The sequence below is a fragment of the Streptomyces sp. NPDC048361 genome, assembly GCF_040651795.1.
Classification (GTDB): domain Bacteria; phylum Actinomycetota; class Actinomycetes; order Streptomycetales; family Streptomycetaceae; genus Streptomyces.
On the sequence record NZ_JBEZKW010000017.1, the window covers coordinates 14,975 to 34,342 of the forward strand.

General features: G+C 71.3%; 13 protein-coding genes. 3 read left to right on the top strand and 10 right to left on the bottom strand.

The annotated features are described in order from the left end of the window. The first annotated feature begins 2 nt into the window (after positions 1-2). A complete protein-coding gene (locus AB0D31_RS12510) occupies positions 3-809 on the top strand; it encodes an SAM-dependent methyltransferase (protein WP_362720824.1) in 807 nt (268 codons plus the stop codon). 199 nt (positions 810-1,008) lie between these two features. Here AB0D31_RS12510 and AB0D31_RS12515 read toward each other — a convergent pair whose 3' ends face one another. Beyond that, entirely contained in the window at positions 1,009-1,671 is a 663-nt protein-coding gene (locus AB0D31_RS12515; RefSeq protein ID WP_362720827.1) for a hypothetical protein, read from the bottom strand. A gap of 143 nt (positions 1,672-1,814) precedes the next feature. Then, entirely contained in the window at positions 1,815-2,426 is a 612-nt protein-coding gene (locus tag AB0D31_RS12520) for a GPP34 family phosphoprotein (protein ID WP_362720830.1), read from the bottom strand. A gap of 244 nt (positions 2,427-2,670) precedes the next feature. Here AB0D31_RS12520 and AB0D31_RS12525 point away from each other — a divergent pair, with 244 nt between their 5' ends. Continuing rightward, on the top strand, positions 2,671-3,123 hold the full coding sequence (locus tag AB0D31_RS12525; protein ID WP_362720833.1) for a YchJ family metal-binding protein: 453 nt from the start codon (positions 2,671-2,673) through the stop codon (positions 3,121-3,123). 68 nt (positions 3,124-3,191) lie between these two features. Here AB0D31_RS12525 and AB0D31_RS12530 read toward each other — a convergent pair whose 3' ends face one another. The 8 genes from AB0D31_RS12530 to AB0D31_RS12565 form a co-directional block, all read right to left on the bottom strand. Further along, a complete protein-coding gene (locus tag AB0D31_RS12530) occupies positions 3,192-5,264 on the bottom strand; it encodes an MDR family MFS transporter (RefSeq protein WP_362720835.1) in 2,073 nt (690 codons plus the stop codon). A gap of 474 nt (positions 5,265-5,738) precedes the next feature. Then, the gene (locus AB0D31_RS12535; RefSeq protein ID WP_362720838.1) at positions 5,739-6,743 is read right to left on the bottom strand and encodes an urea transporter; all 1,005 of its coding nucleotides are present in this window, start codon (positions 6,741-6,743) and stop codon (positions 5,739-5,741) included. 360 nt (positions 6,744-7,103) lie between these two features. Beyond that, positions 7,104-8,522 carry a M1 family metallopeptidase gene (locus tag AB0D31_RS12540; protein WP_362720840.1) on the bottom strand — a complete coding sequence of 473 codons (1,419 nt, stop codon included), beginning with the start codon at positions 8,520-8,522 and terminating at the stop codon, positions 7,104-7,106. After that, complete coding sequence (locus AB0D31_RS12545) at positions 8,519-12,460, bottom strand: Pls/PosA family non-ribosomal peptide synthetase (protein ID WP_362720843.1); 3,942 nt, start codon at positions 12,458-12,460, stop codon at positions 8,519-8,521. The genes AB0D31_RS12540 and AB0D31_RS12545 overlap by 4 nt, the downstream gene beginning before the upstream one ends. A gap of 165 nt (positions 12,461-12,625) precedes the next feature. Continuing rightward, positions 12,626-13,834 carry a helix-turn-helix domain-containing protein gene (locus tag AB0D31_RS12550; protein ID WP_362720846.1) on the bottom strand — a complete coding sequence of 403 codons (1,209 nt, stop codon included), beginning with the start codon at positions 13,832-13,834 and terminating at the stop codon, positions 12,626-12,628. 224 nt (positions 13,835-14,058) lie between these two features. Then, positions 14,059-15,069: a hypothetical protein gene (locus AB0D31_RS12555; protein ID WP_362720849.1), complete on the bottom strand. Its 1,011-nt coding sequence runs from the start codon at positions 15,067-15,069 to the stop codon at positions 14,059-14,061. A 231-nt stretch (positions 15,070-15,300) separates the two neighbouring features. Continuing rightward, positions 15,301-16,839: a DUF6801 domain-containing protein gene (locus AB0D31_RS12560; RefSeq protein ID WP_362720852.1), complete on the bottom strand. Its 1,539-nt coding sequence runs from the start codon at positions 16,837-16,839 to the stop codon at positions 15,301-15,303. Between the two features lie 129 nt (positions 16,840-16,968). After that, positions 16,969-17,598, bottom strand: a complete 630-nt coding sequence (locus tag AB0D31_RS12565; protein WP_362720855.1) for a hypothetical protein — start codon at positions 17,596-17,598, stop codon at positions 16,969-16,971. A gap of 783 nt (positions 17,599-18,381) precedes the next feature. Between AB0D31_RS12565 and AB0D31_RS12570 the strand changes: the two genes are divergently transcribed. Beyond that, positions 18,382-19,368 (top strand): ATP-binding cassette domain-containing protein, encoded by a 987-nt coding sequence (locus AB0D31_RS12570; RefSeq protein ID WP_362720858.1) that lies wholly within the window; start codon positions 18,382-18,384, stop codon positions 19,366-19,368.

The following is a 19,368-nucleotide window of genomic DNA, read 5'->3' on the forward strand; positions in this document are numbered from 1 at the left end:
ACATGACCGGGCAAGACCGCACCGCCGTCCACATCGACACCAGCAAGCCCCACCCGGCCCGCGTGTACGACTGGTTCCTCGGCGGCAAGGACAACTACCCGGTCGACGAGGTGCTCGCCGAGCAACTGCTCGCCGTCGACTCACGCGGCCGGGACATCGCCCGGGTCAACCGCGCCTTCATGCACCGCGCCACACGCTGGCTCGCCGAACAGGGCGTACGCCAGTTCCTGGACATCGGCACCGGCATACCCACCGAGCCCAACCTCCACCAGGTCGCCCAGCGCACCGCGCCCGACGCCCGCATCGTGTACGCGGACAACGACCCCATCGTGCTGCGCCACGCCGAAGCGCTGCTGCGCTCCACGCCCGAAGGCGTCACCGAGTACATCCAGGCCGACGCCCGCGAACCCGAGCGCATTCTCGAACTCGCCCGCCACACCCTGGACTTCGAGCGTCCCGTCGCGGTCTCCCTGATCGCCCTGACCCACTTCATCGGGGACGACGACGACGTCTACGGCATCGTGAGCCGCCTCCTCGACGTCTTCGCGCCGGGCAGCTACCTGGTCCTCTCCCAGATCACCGGCGACTTCGACCCCGAGAGTGCGGCCCGCGCCGTCGAGCTCTACAAGAGCGGCGGCGTCACCCTGCGCCCCCGTACCAAGGCGGAGGTCACCCGCTTCTTCCACGGCCGCGAACTCGCCGCCCCGGGCGTGGGCCTCGCCGCCGACTGGCATCCGGAACTCGGTGAGAGCGCTCTCGCCGGCGACGAGACGATCCCCGTCTACGCGGGCGTGGCGCGGAAGGTATGAGGCCGGGGATGCGGTGTGACCCGGGGTGGGGCGTGGGGCCCGGGGCTGAGCGCGTGACCCGGGGCCGGGCGTGAGCCGGGGGTCGGCTCGTCCGGGGGAGGTGAGATCAGCCGCCGGCGTGTGCCGCAAGGTGTGGGGCCCGCCGCGGTGACCCGGCCGCACCATAGGAGGCGGCGCGCCGTTCGACGCGGCGCGCTGTTCAGCGAACGAACTCCTCGTCGCCGTACCGCACTTGGGCCGTGGCCCAGTCCACGCCGAGCGTCCGGGTGAACGTACGCGCCAGCGGCAGAGCGGCGAGCGGGGTGACGAGGACGAGCCGGCCGCCGAGGGTGACCGAGCCGCCGCCGAGCTCGTCGCGGGCCCGCGGATCGGCGACCAGGGCATCGTGGAGCGCTGCCGCCGACACGCCCGGCGCCTGGATCTCGACCGCGTCGACCTCCGGCGAGCCCGGCGCCAGACAGCGGAACGTCAGCACCGACTCCTGGTGGTACCGCTTGGCGATGACCCCCGCGATGTGATGCAGCCCGTCACGGTTGACCTGCCCGACCTCGAACTCCCGCGAGCGCTCGTAGGTGGTCTCCTTCAACTCACCCGACCAGAAGACCCCGTTGAGGAGAGTCGAAGGACCCGGACGCGCACCGTTCGCGTGAATGATCCCGCGTACATCGTGCTCGAAGCGGATGAGGCGGGTCCTGAGCCGGGGATCGGCCGGGTCGGTGATGATCGCCGTGTTGTCGGTGGCGAAGATCTGCGGCATGGGGCACCCGCGCTGCGCCGCCGCGGCGATGGGAGCGCTCTCCGTACCCACCGCCCCGAGCATCAGCACGCCGACCGCCACCAGGACGCGCACCCTCTGCCCCATGCCGCAACTCCTTGCCCGATGACGCACGTACTGGCACGTGTTGACGCACCGTCATCACCGTAGGGCCCGAAGCGCGACGTCATCCGCCAGAACGCCCGGTATGGCCATGAGCTGACACGTATGGCCGACAGCGGACGGCGCCGTCAGCTGCTGCCCCGCCAGATGTTGTCGAACGCGGCGTCCTCGATGGTGCGCCGCTGCCGCTCGCCGGCCAGCTCCGTGACGGCCTCGTCGACGGCGGCCAGTACGGTCACCACGGTGTCCGAGGTGAGGCGCGCCAGTTCGTCGGCGGCCGCGTCCTGAATCCTGACCGCCGCCGCGAGGGCGGCGAGGACGGGTTCACCCGACGCCCAGCGTTCGGCCGCCCGGCGCCGGTCCGCCGAATCGGCCACCGTGGGCCGGCCGCTGCTGAGGGGATGGAACCGGTGCCGCTGCCGCACCACCCGGCCCTCGGACTCCAACGTGGCGAGGTAGACGGCGCGCAGCCCCCGCCCCCGGCGCCACAGCCAGTCCTCGACGTACTCGTACGGTTCCTGCCGTACGAGCGCCGCCGCCGCTGCCCTCAGCAGCCCGTCGTCCAGGTCGCAGGGCGGCCCCGGCACGATGCGGTCGTCCGCCACACCGAGCGCCTCGGCGGCGGCCAGATCGAGGAGTTCGGCTCCGGCGAGAGCCAGCGAGAGGTCGCCCTGCTCGACGGGACCGTCGGCGGCGGGCACGTCCATGCTGACGATCAGCAGGTCCCGTGCTGTGGTCATGTGGGTTCCCTGTCGGAGTTGAGGTTGGGATTGAGGCGGGGACTTAGTCGGGGTCGGGGTTGGGGTCGGGGTCCGGGGTCGGGGGCTGGGGTTGGGGTTGGACGCGAAGTCGAGGGGGGCGGGATCGGAGGGGCAGCGGCAGAGGCGGGTGTAACTGGTGGAGCCTCAAGCCTGCTGAGAGGGTAGGGCGCCACCGCCTGGGATCGCGGCGCAGGCATGCGTACGCCTGTGATCAGATGGAACCATGTCCCGTCGTACCAAGCGCCCCGCACGTCCTGCACGCCCCGCCACTCCGATGTCCTGCCCCTGCGGGCTGCCCGCCGCCTACGCCGAGTGCTGCGGGCGATACCACTCGGGCACGGCCGCCGCCCCCACCGCGGAAGCACTGATGCGTTCGCGGTTCAGCGCCTTCGCCGTCCAGGACGGCCCGTATCTGCTGCGCACCTGGCACCCCGACACCCGGCCGGCGGGCATCGACTTCGACCCCGGCATGCGCTGGACGCGTCTGGAGATTCTGGACGCCACCGATGGGAGCGCTTTCCACTCCACCGGCACGGTCACCTTCCGGGCGCACTACACCCACGGTGCGGAGACCGGCTCGATGCACGAGCAGAGCCGGTTCTCGCGCGTCGACGGCGGCTGGGTCTATGTGGACGCGCTCTTCGCCGCCGACGAGTCCGGTGAGTCCGCCGAGTAGCGCCGGGCTCTTGCGAGCTCTTGGGAGGGCTCCTGCGAAGGCTCGGGAGAACGCTCTCGGGAGCGCTCTCAGACGCGGGTCGCCGCGACTGGCGTCTCGCGCGCCGGGGGCAGTCCGTTGGCGAGGTCCTCGGCCATGAGGCGCTTGGCGATCGTGTCCGCGGCGGCGCGGAGTTCCGCGCTGCGCGGCCGCCCCCGGTCCTTCTCCAACTGCTCGTTGAGCCAGGCCGACCAGGACGCGGTGATGGCCGCGACCTCGCGTTCTCCGGCCGGGGTGTGCGAGAAGTAGCTGCCCTCGCGGCTGAGGAACCCCTCGTCGGTCATCCGCTGGAACACCGGCACCAACACCTCCGGCGGCACATGGCGGCGGGAGGCGATCAGACCGAGACTGGCGTGACCGACCATGCGCGTGTACTGCTCGACCTGCATGACCGCCCAGGCGCCGGCCACGTCGAGCCGGGTGTCGGACGCAGCCACGATGCGGCGCGCCGTGGTCATGTCCGCCCCGCGCACGATCTTGCCCACGGCGAGCTCCAGCACCTTGGCGGAGTCGCCCGAGGACGGCCGGGCGAAACCTTCACCCATGTCGGTGGAGGCCGACCGCGCGCTGTCGCGCAACTCGACCTGCTTGAGGAAGAGCGCGACGAGGAACCCCACGACGGCCACCGGCACCGTCCACAGGAACACCGTGTGGAGGCTGTCCGCGTAGGCCTGCACCATGGGCGCGGCCGTCGCCGGAGGCAACCGGTGCAGCCCCTCCGGCGACTGCGCCGCCTTCGCGAGCTGCGCCGGATCCGTACCGGTGGCCCGCGCCGCCGCGGTGACACCGTCCCGGAGATTGGTCTGCAACGTATTGGCGTAGATGGTGCCGAAGACGGCGGTGCCGAACGAACTGCCGAGCGTACGGAAGAAGGTGACCCCGGACGTCGCCGTGCCCAGGTCCGCATAGTCGACGGTGTTCTGCACGGCGATGGTGAGCACCTGCATGCACAGCCCGATGCCGAGGCCGAGCACGAACATGTAGAGCGATTCCAGCCAGGCGCCGACGCCGGGCCCCATCAGCGACAGGAGATACAGGCCCACCCCCATGACCAGGGCGCCGACGATGGGGAAGACCCGGTACCGGCCGGTCTTGCTCACCACATTGCCGCTGAAGACCGACGCGGTGAGCAGTCCGACGACCATGGGCAGGGTGCGAACGCCGGAAATCGTGGCCGAGTCACCGTCGACGTACTGCAGATACGTGGGCAGGAAGGTCATCGCGCCCAGCATCGCGAACCCCACGATGAAGCTGAGAATCGAGCACACGGTGAAGACCGGATTGCGGAACAGCCGCATGGGCAGCATCGGCTCGACAGCCCGGGTCTCCGCCCAGCAGAACAGTGAGAGCGCGATCACTCCGGCCACGAACAGGGCGATGATGGCCGGCGAACCCCAGGCGTACTGGTTGCCACCCCAACTCGTCCCCAGGATCAGGGCGCTGGACCCGACGGCGACGAGGCCGATCCCGAGATAGTCGATGACCGGCTTGGCCGTCGAGCGGACCGACGGAATGTTCCGGGCCGCCGCGATCACCACGACGATGGCGATGGGGACGTTCACATAGAACGCCCAGCGCCAGGTCAGGTGGTCCGTGAACAACCCGCCGAGCAGCGGACCGATGACCGTCGCCACACCGAACACGGCACCGATCGCACCTTGGTACTTGCCGCGTTCGCGCAGCGGGATCACATCGGCGATCAACGCCATCGAGGTCACCATCAGGCCGCCGGCGCCGATGCCCTGCAGCCCCCGCCAGCCGATGAGGAGCGACATGTTCGTCGCGAGTCCGCACAGGAACGATCCGGTGATGAACACGATCGCGGAGACCTGGAAGACGAGCTTGCGGCCGAACAGGTCGCCGAACTTGCCGACCAGCGCGGTGGCGACGGTCTCCGCCAGCAGGTAGGACGTGACCACCCACGACATGTGGTCGGCGCCCCCGAGGTCCGAGACGATGGTGGGGAGAGCGGTCCCGACGATGGTCTGGTCGAGAGCGGCCAGCAGCATGCCGAGCATGATCGTTCCGAAGACGATGTTCCGCTGCCGGACATCGAGGACGGGGGGCGCCGACAGGGGCGCGGCATCGCTGGCGGTGGTCACAATGGCAGCGTCACACCACGGCAGGTGGCGCGCATGCGCTGTAGACCGCGCGGATGAAGCGCCGAGCGGTAACCCTTACCCGGAACCCCGCTCCGTCCGGCCCGGCCCGATGGCGTATCAGCCCGACCGTACGACCGAACTCCGGCCACAACGTGTCACCACCGGGAACTGGCCTCGCTGCTCGGTGTGTCGGACGCCGCGGTCATCCGCCAGGCCGCGGCGGCTCGGGCGCGCCGGCCTGATCCGGACCCTGCGCAGGGGACAGGCGGTCGCGCAGGCCGCGACGCCCCTCGGCTACCGCCTGGCAGCACAGCCAGAAACGGATACGGTCACCGGGCAGTGAGCAACCTGGGACCCCGCACCGCACCGCGCACCCCGCACCGCACCGCGCACCCCGCACCGCACCCCGCACCGCACCGCACCGCGCACCCCGCACCCCGCACCGCACCGCGTACCCCGCACAGTTCCGTACCCTCAGGCGCCCAGCACGACATCGGAGCCGGTCGCCGGCTCGGTCAGGGGCCGCACGGGTGGTCCGGTGCGGTGGAGCCTGGGCAGCGCCGGTACGGAGGCGAGGAAGACCAGGGTGGTGAGGACGAACGGCCAGGTGAAGGCGTGCCCGCCGGCCGGTGCGAAGAGCGCGTTCACGGCGGGCCCGAGCACGGTCGCCGCCGCCGCGCCGGCCACCGCGAAACCGAGGCTCCAGCGGTCCGCCGCGAGCAGCACCCCGCACAGCGCCATCGCGACGAGCACCGCGTTGTAGCCCATGGTGCCGTCCACGATCCGGGCGGTGGGAGCCCCGAGCACCCAGGCGGTCACCAGGCCGACGGCGCTGCCGACGCACGCCATCGCCCCCGCCGTCCGGCTCGCGGCGAAGATGCCGACGAGGAGGATCAGGCCGACGTACCACTGCGGCATGAGGAAGATCTGCGCGATGTTCGCGAAGAAAGCGCGTCCGACGTCGTCGACGGCCAGAGCGACCGAGCCTTCGGCCGCGCGGCTCAGTTCGGCTGTTCCGGGGCCGTGGTGCCACACCCGCTCGAACCCGGGCGCCGCGATCGTCATCGCGCTCGCCATCAGGCAGAACGGCAGGGTCAGGGTGGGCAGCCCCCAGGCGCGCAACAGGCCGGTGGCAGCCGCCGTGACCACGGTGACCACCGCACAGCCGCCTGCGGCGAGGACCATCGTGGAGGGGTACTGAGGGCCGAGGAACACGGCGAAGCCGACGGCGACGAGGCACGCGTTGAACCCTTCGAGGCCGGCGGACACCCGGCTCCGGTCCACGCCGAGCAGCTGCGCGGTGCCGGTGCCGAGCGCGGTGCCGACCAGTCCGTAGAGGCCGTAGCGCCATCCCGCGGCAAACAGCGCGATCGTGAAGATGGCCCCCGTCACCGCGCTCGGCATGAAGTGCACCTGCGCCTGGCCCCGCAGTACGTGCACCGCGAACAGCCCCCGACGTGCGGTGCGCGGTAGTCGCACGTGAGTCTCCCCCTAAGAACCATGAAATCGGCCGGTAACAGCCAAGCGCACTGTAAGGGGTGGCATAGAGGACTTAGCAAGACCCATAGGTGCTGACAAACCGGTATGAATCCGTCCGGACTCCGCGCGGCGGGGAAGGTTTGTATACGACGACAGCGCGGTGAGAGCGCTCCCAGACGATGCCACGAGTGGCGCCGTCGAGCATCGCGCGCCGGGCCGCCGCGGCCCAACCGGCCCAGCCCCGCTCAACCCACCCGCGAAACCCACCCCAGCCCCGCTCAACCCGCCCGCGCAACCCACCCGCGCAACCCACCCGCGCAACCCACCCGCGAAACCCCACCCCCCACACCGCCAAGACCGTCAACGCGCCACCGGCATCGGCAGTTCAGGGAGCTTCTTCTCGTAGAGCCAGGCCTGGAGCAGCGGGCGTACCCCGTCGCCCGCCAGGGACTCGGCGTGCGCGATGAAGGCGGCCGTGTCACCGGACCGTCCGCGCCGCGCCTCGTGCCATCCGCGCAGCACCGCGAAGAACGCGTCGTCGCCCAGGGTCAGACGCAGCGCGTGCAGGGTGCAGGCGCCCCGGTTGTAGAGGCGGTCGTCGAAGATGCGGCGCGCCCCCGGTTCGGCGAGTCGCAGGTTCTGGCCGCGTCGTGCCAGATCGAGCCATTCACGGCGGGCGATGTCGTCCGCGCCGTCCGCGCCGATGTGCTCCGACCACAGCCACTCGGCGTATGTCGCGAACCCTTCGTTGAGCCAGATGTGCCGCCACTCCCGGATGCCCACACTGTTCCCGAACCACTGGTGCGCCAACTCGTGGGCTACGAGCGTTTCCCAGCCCCGCCTGCCGTCGATGTGGTTGCGGCCGAACACCGAACGGGTCTGGTTCTCGACGGGCGCCTCGAGGTCCGCGTCGACCACCACCGCTCCGTACGCCTCGAACGGGTAGGGCCCGAACAGCTGCGAGAAGTGCCGCAGCATGTCGGGCTGGCGGCCCAGGTCGTGCCGGGCCGGTTCGGCGAGCCGGGACGGGTAGGCGTTGTGGACCGGGATCGGTTTGCCGCCGGGCGGCCCGGGCGCCAGCACGCTGTCGTGCTGGAAGCGGCCGGTGTAGAGCGCGGCCAGATACGTGGCCATGGGCCCGGGGTGGTAGTAGGTCCACACGTCGGTGGCGCCCTCGCTGCGGCATTCGGTGAGGGTCCCGTTGGCGAGCGCCTGCCGGTCGCGCGGAACCGTGACCCGGAAGGTGTACGCGGCCTTGTCGTCGGGCCGGTCGTTGCAGGGGAACCAGGACGGCGCCCCGAGCGGCTGCGAGGCGACCAGGGTGCCGTCATGACTGTCTCCGGTACGGTCCCAGCCGATGGCCCCGAACGGCGAACGGATGGGTCCCGGCCGCCCTCCGTACCGTACCGTCGTGGTGAACAGTGCGCCCACTCCCACGGGTTGACGGGGCGTCAGGTAGAGCTTGCCCTGACGGTGGCGGATGCGGGCCGCCTTGCCGTCGACGTGTGCCGCGTGGGCGCTGAGCCGGAACAGGTCGAGCTCGACCCGTTCGAGCGGTTGCAGCGCGACGGCCTGGATGAGGGCCGTGCCGGCGAGGCGGCCGCTGGCGGAGTCGTAGGCGATCCGCAGGTCGTAGGAGAGTGTGTCGTGCCCGTACGAGCCGTGTTGCGGGAAGTAGCGGTCGCGGCGGACGGTGGCCTCCTCGTCCGCCACGGCGAGTGCGCCGAGCGTGGATACGGCGGCGACCCGGACCAGCGACCGCCGGCTGTACCGGGTCACGCGGCGCTCCCTTTTCTCGACGTCGCTGCCTGATGGGACGTCACCATAGGTGCGGGAACGGCCGGTTGGGCAGCGGGTGGTGCGGACCGTTCGCCGGCGATGGGGTTGCCCGCCCAGCGCGTGTCGGGCGGCACGCTCTCGCCGCGCATCACCAGAGAGGCGGCGCCGACGGAGGCCCGGGCGCCGATGTGGGTGCCGGGCAGCGCGATGCTGTGCGGCCCGAGCGAAGCGCCTTCGGCGAGCCGCACGGTGTCGAGGCGCATGATCCGGTCGTGGAAGAGATGGGTCTGGAGCACACATCCGCGGTTCACGCTCACCCCGTCCCCGAGGGTGATGAGATCGGTCTCCGGCAGCCAGTACGTCTCCAGCCACACCCCGCGCCCGATACGCGCTCCCAGGCTGCGCAGCCACCAGTTGAGGACGGGTGTCCCGGTGAACGAGCCCGCCATCCACGGCACCGCGAGGGACTCCACGAAGGTGTCGTACAGCTCGTTGCGCCACACGAAGGACGACCACAGGGGGTGTTCGCCCGGCTCGAAGCGGCCGACCAGGATCCACTTCGCGGCGGTCGCGGTCAGCCCCGCCACGGCGGCGGCGGCCAGCAGCAGCACCACACCCGCGAGGGCGGCGAGGACAAGCCCGCCCCGGTTGAGAGCGCTCTGTTCGCCGATGAGTACGGCCTCGGCGAGCAGCACCGAGCACATCAGCGGCGTCACCCTGCACAGTTCGACAGCGGCGCGGGCGAGCACGAGGCGGCGCGGCGGGTCGAAGGTGCGGCCGGGATCACCCGTCGCCGCCACCCTCGGCAGCGGAAGGGCCGGCCGTCCGAGCCACGAGCTGCCGGGCTCGCTCTGCGCGGGCGCATCGCACAACACGCCGATCAGCGCTCCGTCGGGGACCCGGCGGTCCGGTCCGACGATGCCCGAGTTGCCGACGAAGGCCCGCCGCCCGACGCTCGCCGTCCCCAACTTGAGCCAGCCGCCCCGGATTTCGTACGGCGCGACCAGGGTGTCGTCGGCGAGGAACGCGCCGTCCTCGACCGTCAGGAGTGACGGCAGGGGCAGTACCGTCGAGATCTCGGCGCGCCGCCCCACCCGGGCCCCGAGCAGCCGCAGCCACACCGGGGTGGCGAGGCTCGCGTACAGCGGGAAGAGGCTGCCGCGGGCGCTGCCCACGAGCCGGGTCACCAGCCACGCGCGCCAGGCGACGCCACCGCACACCGGGTGGAAGCCGGGCGTGATGCCCCGGCCCAGGATCCGCACCAGGGCGGCGAGGACCAGCATGGAGGACAGGGTGGTGGCGATCGCGATGGGCGGCGCCGACAGGAGCAGGCGTACGGCGACCTCGGAGAGCGTGTCGCAGGACCGCACCAGGAAGTAGACGCCGATCAGTGCGGGCGCGGTGGAGAGCACGCTCAGGAGCGGAAGGCCGACCAGGGAGAGCGCGTACGCGGCGGCCCAGCGGCGCGAGCGCCCCGGGCGCGGCGCGGGCCAGCCGGTGCCGGCGTCGCGCTCGGGCGCCTCGCCCTGCCGGGCGGGAGAGCCGAGCCAGCGCCGGCCCGGCGGGATGTGGCCGCTGAGGCAGGCCCCGGGTTCCAGTTCGGCGTCGGCGCCGAGGACGGCGCCGGGCAACAGCGTGCTGCGGTGGCCCACCCGGGCGCCGTCGCCGATGCGTACCGGGCCGATGTGCAGGGTCGCACCGTCCAGCCACCAGCCGCTGATGTCGGCCTCCGGCTCCACACTCGCCCCGCGGCCGATCGTGGCGAGGCCGGTCACCGGCGGCATGGCGTGCAGGGCGACATCCGGGCCGAGACGGCAGCCCAGTGAACGCGCGTACAGGCGCGCCCAGGGCGTGCCGAGCAGGGAGGGAACGCCGAACGCCGCGACGACGCGCTCGGCCGTCCACAGACGCAGATGGACGCTGCCGCCGCGCGGATGGGCGCCCGCTGTGACTCCCCGGGTCAGCAGCCGCGCCGCCCCCGCGCCGATCGCGAAGCGGGCGGGCGCGCTCATCAGGACCATGGTGGCGATGAGCACGAACCACCACGAGGTGTGCGGCGCCCAGGCCTGCGGAGCGAGCCACCCCACGATGTTGTCGAGCGTCGCGAGAGCGACCAGGCCGCGCAGGCCCGCGACCCCGAACAGGACGGTGGTGACCAGGAGTTGGATCGCGGCGGCGCGGCGCGGCACCGGCTGGACGGTACGCGCCTCGGCCGCCGGGCCTTCGAGTGATGCGAGGTGCTCGGCCATGTCGCGCAGCAGGGGGCGGCGGTAGAGGTCGGCGACGGACACACCCGGGTAGTGTTCGCGCAGTTCGGAGGCGAGCCGTGCGGCGCTCAGGCTGGAACCGCCGAGCGCGAAGAAGTCGCTGTCCGGCTGGGGGCGCACCCCCAGCATCCGCTCCCACGCCCCGGCGAGGCGCGCCACGGTCGAACCGTCCTGCCCGCCCACCGCCGGACCGCGTTGCGAGGGCAGGGGCCAGGGCAGGGCGTCCCGGTCGACCTTGCCCGAGGTGCGCGTCGGCAGGCCCGGCACCTCGACGAGCATCGGCACCAGAGCGGCGGGGAGCCGGTCGGTGAGGAAGCCGCGTGCCTGGTCGGCGCGGAAGCCGTCCTGCTCGGGGACGACATAGCCGACCAGGATCTGGCCGCCGCCCGGGGTGCCGCGCACCGCGCCGGCTGCCGCGCGCACTCCTGGAAGCGCTCTCAGCATGGCGTCGATCTCGCCGAGTTCGATGCGCCGGCCGCCCACCTTGACCTGGTCGTCGGCCCGCCCGAGATGGACGAGCCCGTCCGCGTCGGCCCGTACCAGGTCCCCGGTGCGGTAGGCACGCAGGGTTTCGAGGAGGGGGAGCGGTGTGAACCGTTCGGCGTCCTTGGCGGTGTCGAGGTAGCGGGCGGTGCCGGCGCCCGCGATGACCAGCTCGCCCTCGGCTCCGTACGGAACGGGCTCGCCGGCCGCGTCGAGCACCGCCAACTCCCAGCCCGCGAGGGGCAGTCCGATGCGTACCGGTTCACCCGGCAGCATCCGGGCGGCCGTTGCCACCACCGTCGTCTCGGTGGGTCCGTAGGTGTTCCACATCTCGCGGCCCTTGACCGCGAACCGGTCGGCGAGAGCGCCCGGGCATGCCTCGCCCCCGACGATCAGGAGCCGCACCTCCTCCAGCGCCTCGTCCGGCCAGAGTGCCGCGAGCGTCGGCACCGTGGAGACCACCGTGATGCCGCGCTCCACGAGCCACGGGCCCAGTTCGTGCCCCGCCCGCACCAGCGAACGGGGTGCGGGCACCAGGCAGCCGCCGTGCCGCCAGGCCAGCCACATCTCCTCGCACGAGGCGTCGAACGCCACCGAAAGTCCGGCCAGGACCCGGTCGCCCGGGCCCAACGGCCGCTCCGCGAGGAAGAGTTGGGCTTCCGCGTCCACGAACGCTGCGGCCGAACGGTGGCTGACCGCCACGCCCTTGGGCAGCCCCGTCGAGCCCGACGTGAAGATGATCCAGGCGTCGTCCTCGGGCCGCGCGGCCCGCCAGCGTGCCCCCAGGGGTGCGGTGAACCCCGGCAGTATCCGCTCGCCGGCCTCGATGACCGCGCACACCCCCGCCTCGCGGAAGACGGTCGCCGCGCGCTCCTCGGGGTCGTCCGCGTCGACCGGTACGTACGCCGCGCCGCACAGCAGGACCGCCAGGATCGCGAGGTACAGGTCGCAGGTGCCGGACGGGATACGGACGCCGACCCGGTCGCCGGGGCCGATGCCGTGGCGGGTGAGGCGCACGGCGCGCTCGGTGATCCGGTCGCACAGGTCTTGGTAGGTGAGCCGCTCGCCGCCCGCGTCGAGTGCGGGTGCGCCCGGATGGGCGGCCGCCGTCGCGTCCAGTACGTCGAGCAGGGTGCGGGGGAGCGGGGCGGCTGCGCCGCGGAAGACGGCCGGCGGATGCGAAGACATACGGTATGCCTCTGGCGTAGTGCGGGTGGTACGGACATCCTTCGGACATCCGCCCATCCAGACGGGCATATCGAGCGGCGGGTTCGCTCCGGCCTTGGTACTTGACGATATTTATCCGTTGTTTTCGAAGTGATTCGGATGATTATGGCGCCGACCGGGGCAAGTTCACGGCCGGTCGCGGTGGCCGAGATCCCTGGCGCGTAGTACTAGTTCGGTGGCGAACCGGTGTTCGGGATCGGTGAGCCGGTCGCCGAAGATGGACTCCAGGGTGCGCATCCGGTAGCGCACCGTCTGCGGGTGCACGGCGAGGATTTCGCCCATGTGGGCGGCGGTGCCCCGGGTTGCGAGCCAGGTCCGCAGGGTTTCGATGAGCCGGTCGCGCCGGCCGGGGGTGAGCGCGTCCAGTGGCGCGAGTTCGCGCCGCCCGAGGTGTTCGAGCAGCGCCGGGTCGGAGCGCAGCCAGAGGGTGACGAGGTGGTCCTCGCAGTACAGCCGGCCCGAATCGCCGTCGATGACGCCCGAGGCGGCGAGTTCGAGGACCTGGCGTGCCCAGCGCAGGGAATCGGACGCATCGCCGATGGGCACTTCGAGGCCGACCGCCGCCCACGAGCCGAGGAGCGCAGCGTCGAGCATCCGTCTTCGCGCCTCGTCGACCGGGCCCGGGACCAGGAGGTGGGGCAGCGGTTCGCCGGGGTCGACGAGGACATCGTTGTCCAGCGCCGCGCGGTTCAGGCCCGCCCCCGAGCGGAGCGCGATCAGCGTGACCCGCTCGGGCAGCGGCCAGCGGGCCCGGTCGGCGAGGTCCGCGATCGCGGCGCGCGGCACCGGAGAGCCGGCCAGGATCAGATGCAGCAGCCGTCTGCGCAGCGCGTCGGAGCGCTCTCCGGAGAACGAGGTGACCTCAAGGAAGCCCTCGCGTGAGAGCGCTTCCAACTCCTCGACGTAGGTGAAGAGCGCGTCCGCGAAGCTGAGCATCAGCGCGGGGGAGAGGTTGTAGCGCCGGCCGATCTTCTTGGCGCGGCGCAGCGCCACCCGGGCGCCGAGCCGGTAGGCGCCCTGGAGGGTTTCCAGGCTCCGGCCCTCGTACGCCTCGAACCTGCCGAAGCGGCGGCACATCTCGTCGCGGAGCGCGGAGGGAGCGCTGGGTGACGCGACCTGGTCGACGAAGACGGTGAGGTTCTGCTCCACACCGACCCGGATGGCCTCGCCGTAGGGCCCCTCCAACAGCCGGGCGTACTCGGGGTAGGCGCGGGTGACCTCCGCGCCGATCTCCTTGAGCAGCCCCGGTAACTCGGGCCGCATGATGGCGGCGAACTCCTGTGGGAGCGGTCCCAAGGGCTCCTGGGTGTCCGATGACTGCGCGGCTGTGGGCAACTCACTCCCCTTGCACTACGGCACTCCGGTGGAGGAGGGCCGATGGAGAAAGCGCTCCCACCGACCGACAGGTGCGTACCTTCGCGGACTGCTGAACCTAGAACAACTCGCGTGTCATGGACAACACTTGGGGCGGTGTTCGATTCAGGATGCATCGGTTGTCGGCCGAATCCGCCACGGCCCGCCCCGGTGTGGGCGGGCGCGGTCCGACGGGGCGTCGGAGGCTATTGAGCCGCCGAATGCCAGTACTGGGAGAGGAGTTTGCCGTTGTCCGGTACGACCGTGCCGGGGGCGTGCAGACCGGCGAGGTAGGTCGACGCGCTGGCGAGGACGACGCTGTTCTCACCCGCCCCCGCGGGCAGCCCGGTCTTCAGGTTCACCGCCCAGTCGAGGAGCCCCGCAAGGCCGCAACCGCTTGCCCCCGGCACCGCGAACGTGGTGTCGGTCTGGTTGGCGTTGACGAGGCTGAGCCGGTTCATGTCCCCGGCGGTGTTGGGCGTTCCGTTGCCGTCGAAGCGCTGGATGCCGAGCGTGGGGGCCGTGGCGTTCTGCGGGCGAAGGATGATCGGGTGGGCGGTGGAACCGATGTAGCAGGAGCCACCGAGGAACGGGTTCTGCAGGTGGATGCGGATCGGGATCGCGATGATCGGCTGCCCCGAGGTGGCGCCCGCGGTGAGGTTGAAGTCCGTGGGCGCACCGGCCGATTCGACCGTCGCGGTGACCCGGTTGAGGGTGCCGTTGGTGATCTGTCGGCAGATCCCGCTGATGACAGGGATGTCGCTCGGGCACATCAGGCCGAGCAGGCCGCCCGGGATGTCGGCGGAGTCGGCGATCAGCGCCCCGCCGGCCGGTGCGACCAGGCTGTTCGTGCCACCGGTGTGCTGCACCACGCCGACTTGGAGATCGCTCGCGCCGGTGACGACCTGGGTGCTGCCGAGCTTGATGGAGCCGCTCGCCGAATGGGAGGCGATGCACTGCACGATGTCGGTGCGTCCATCGGCCGCCAGCATGGCCGGGTCGTCCACCGGACAGCGGCTGAACGGGGCCCAGTCACCGGCGAGTTGCGTGGCGGAGGCGGAGGCAGCGGATGCTGAGGTGGTGGCGGCCGCGGAGGCGGGCGCCGCGTTGGCGGCCGAGGCGGCATCGGCGGAGGCCGGGCCGGCCGCGGCGAGGGCTGCGAGGGCCGTGCAGGAGGCCAGCAGTCCGGCTCGCAGTCGGGTGGATACGGGTCTCATCGGGCAGTCCCCTCTTGGACGTCTCGGACGTCTCGGATGTCTTGAACATCTCGGATGTATGGGATGTGTCGACGTTTCGACGCGTGACGTCCTGTACGTAGGTGTACGGAGCTGGGCAGGTGCGGTAACTACGTGCTGCGGTGCGTTAGTTGGCCGAATCTGTACGCGGCGGGGTGGCCCTCGGCGCGATCGGGGCCGGGCGGGGCCGGGCCGGGCTCGGCACGGCGGTGCTCAGCGCAGTGGCGTCGGGATGGTCGTCGGCTGCTTGTCGGCGGTGCAGAGCTGTGCCGGGTCGTCCTCGATGCCGGAGGCGCACGGCGCGCCCTGGTTCTGCTTGACCGTGTTGGCGGCGCCGGACACCGCGGCGGTGAACAGCGGGTTGAGGTCCTCGCCGACCCCGCAGCCGGTGAACGGGGGAATCGTCACCGAGCCGTCGAGTGGTCCGCCGCGGGAGAGCGAGTAGCCGCGCCAGACGGTGTCCGTGCCCTTCTTGAGCACCCCGAGCAGCACCATGTGGTCCTTGGTGTTCCGCGCCGGGTCGGGTTCGGAGGAGTAAATGGGTCCGCTGGTGCGGCAGTTGGCGCCGACATCGAGCGGGGTCCCGTTGACCTTCACGTCGGAGATCCGCAGCACGAGGGAGGCCCTGATGTACGTCTCGCCGTGGCCCGCGGTGTTGTTGAGGTCGGACTCGATGGACAGGGGTCCGTTCGCCTCCAGGGTCATCGTGGCCGTGGTCGGCATGAAGCCGAAGGTGAGGAACGTGGCCGGCCCGGGCGGGGTCTGGGCGCGGCCCTGGTAGTCGAGCCGGCCCACCGAGTTCTGGAGCAGGTGCAGTTCGAAGACGCCCGGTCTGACCTCGATGCGCTTGAGCTGGTTGGGCCCCTGGACGACCTTGGTGCAGAAGACGGGGACGAGTGAGGCACCGCCCAACTTGGTGACGTTGGAGTAGCCGGTGGTGTAGGCGGCGAGGGCCAGCGGGTTGGTGGTGTCGCCCCGGCACGGCGGAGCGGTGGTGGCCGGGCCGGCCTGTGCCTTGGGCACGGCGATCCTGGGAGCGCTCTCAGGGGTGCGGCGCGCTGCGCCGGCCGCGGGGCCGGTCGCGGACGTGCCCGGGGTCGGGGACGGGGGCGGCGCCGGGGAGGAGGAAGCCGCGCCGACGGGCACGGTGGCGAGCAGGCCCTTCGCGTCCGGGATGGGTGTGCAGGGCACGGAGAGCGTGGCCGGGTCGGTGGCGGCGCCCTCGGTGGTGACCGGGCGGAAGGCGAGGGTGAGGCCGGCCGCCGTGACGGTGAGGTCGCCGGGGCTTGTGGCGGTGACGGTGGGTACCTCGCCGGTCGCCCGGAACACGGCGCTGCCGGGCGGGGTGAGCGGCACGGAGGGTGCGGTGCCCAGCCAGAGGGCCTGGGCGGTGGCGCCGTTCTGGGCCACCTCGGTGGTGAGCCGAGTGGTGGCGCCGGTCGTGGCGGCACGCAGTGCGGTGAGCTCGGCGACGGCGGCGTCGGGCAGTGTCACCGACGTCGTCACCTCGGCTGGACGGATCGCGGTGCCCGTCGCCGCCCGGGCCGGGAACCTGGCTGCCACCTGCACCTTCACCGGATGGGGCCCGCCCGGGAACGCGCAGGTGTAGGAGAGTTCGGCGCTGGTGCGCTGGTCGCCGCGGGCCACGTCGGCGCCGGGCAGGATCGCGGCCAGGACGACGGCGGCCGCCGCCACCGCACCCCGGCTGCGGATGCTCCGCCACCGGCCGGCCGGGCCCGGGTCTGTGCTCACGTCGCGTTCAGCTCCACTGCTCAGCTCCTGGAGAGGGCCGGCGGCAGGTGCGCCGCCGTGGGGGGATCGTCCGGCCCGCCGTACGTCGGGCCGGACGATCCGGGGACGTGACGAAGTGCCATGCCGCTGCTACGAGCCGACGATGGTGGGGTGCGTGGTGGTGCCGGTGACCACCGCGTAGAAGTCACCGTTGAACGACGGGTGGTCGCCCGTGGAGACCACGCCGGCGCAGCCCGCCGTCGGCGCCGAGACCGTCAGTTCGGTCGCGGTGGTGGCGATCTTCAGGTCGCCGGTCGAGTTGGTGTACGTACCGTGCGCGGTGCCGGTCACCGTGAAGGCGCAAGTCGCCACGCTGACACGGGCGTTGACGCCGGAGATGTAGCCCTGTGAGACGCCGGTGCCCGCGGTGTAGTTGGTCACGTTCAGCGTCCACGGGGTGTTCGCGACCGTGTTCACCGTGCCGAGGAAGCTGGTGCACGGTTCGCTGGTCTTGCCGAAGTGCACCGGGTTGATGGTGCCGACCGCGGCCGGGTTGCCGGTCGCGCTGTGGAGGGAGCCGGCGGCGTCGGAGTACGTGCACGTCATGTCGATGCCGTTGATGGAAAGGACCACGTTGGTGGACTTGGCGGTGAAGTTCTCCGGCGAGTTGGGGCCGACGACCCAGTTCGTGGGCGACGCCATCGCGGGGGCGGTCGCCAGGGCGAACGCGGCTGTCGCTGCGCCGCATACCAGCGCGAGCTTTCCGAGGGTGTTTCGCACAGTAATGCCTCCGGTTTCACCAGCTACGGGGACGGATTCGGCCACGTACGATCCGTGACGACGCGGACGTTACTTGCGAGAAACATCGACGCACAATCCTGCCGTGCAAGATTGTGTCGGGCAAGACCCTGGCTTGTGCCCGCGATGAGCAACCGGCTGGTTTTTCTTGTCGGTTGGTGCGCAATGTCCAAGCCGTCACCACGTCGTTCGTGCCAGGTTCCCGGACTTCTTCCCGTGGGCGCCGCCCAGCCGGCCGGTTACTGCTGAAACTCCTCATCACATGACAAGTTCCGGAAACGGCGTACTGCTTCGGTGACAAGTTGGAGATGGCCGGACACGGGCTCGCGGAAAGTTCTGGAACCGGTATTGCCGACCGAGGTTACCGGGCCGTAGCGTCCGGTGTGCGGTCGGCCCGGGCAGCTCAGACGCGGTCCGGAGCGTTCGCGTCCGCTCTCCCGGCCGTGCCCCCGACAGCTGGGAGCGGCGCGTTCGAAGGGCCCGGCCCGCTCCCTTCCGCCGGACTCTGGTTCTCCTGCAGGGCGGGGGCGCCGCGGCTTGGATCCCCCCCGGCCGCGTCACCCCCGTTATTCACGCACCATCGCCTTACTGCTCCAATTCTGCGCAGTCGTCCACCGGGCCGGCTTCGGAACTTGTCAACGAGTGACAAGGAAAAGGGAATTCACCGATGTGGCCGTCCGGGATCTTGTTTCGGCGCCGCCGTGCAACTTACCGTGCGCCCCTCGGTGCCCTCGCGTCACGTCGTATGCGCCTGCTGGAGGTGGGATGGGAATTGAAGTCGTGGTCGAGGATCTGACCAAGTCCTTCGGTAAGCAGAACATCTGGCAGGACGTCACCCTCACCCTGCCCGCCGGGGAAGTCAGCGTCATGCTGGGGCCCTCCGGCACCGGAAAGACGGTCTTCCTCAAATCACTCATCGGGCTCCTCAAACCCGAGCGCGGCCGCGTTCTCATCAATGGCGTCGACATGGTGAGCAGCCCCGAACGGGAGATCTACGAGACCCGCAAACTCTTCGGCCTGATGTTCCAGGACGGTGCGCTCTTCGGATCGATGTCGCTCTTCGACAACATCGCCTTCCCGCTGCGCGAACACACCCGCAAGAAGGAGTCCGAGATCCGCCGCATCGTCATGGAGCGGGTCGACATGGTCGGGCTCCTCGGCGCCGAGGAGAAGCTGCCCGGCGAGATCTCCGGCGGCATGCGCAAGCGCGCGGGCCTCGCCCGCGCTCTGGTGCTCGACCCGCAGATCATCCTCTGCGACGAACCGGACTCCGGACTCGACCCCGTACGCACCGCCTTCATCTCGCAGCTCCTGATCGACCTGAACGCCCAGATCGATGCGACGATGCTGATCGTCACCCACAATCTCGACATCGCGGCGACCGTCCCCGACAACATGGGCATGCTCTTCCGCCGCAACCTCGTCACCTTCGGGCCGCGCGAGGTGCTCCTGACGAGCGAGGAGCCGGTCGTTGCCCAGTTCCTCAGCGGACGCCGCGAAGGCCCCATCGGCATGTCGGAGGAGAAGGACGCGGCGACCCTCGCCAAGGAACAGCTCAACTCCCCTGTGGGAAACGGGATTTCACCAGCGCGGCGTATCGTGCCGCAGCTGGAGCCCTCGCCCGGGCTGCCCGCCCGCCAGGCGGTGCTGCGCCGCAAGCTGCGGGTGATGGGCATGCTCGACGAGCTTCCGCCCGCAGCCCGCCGCGCCGTCGAGAACGGCATGGCGCCGGCCCGGGAGGCCACGCCGTGA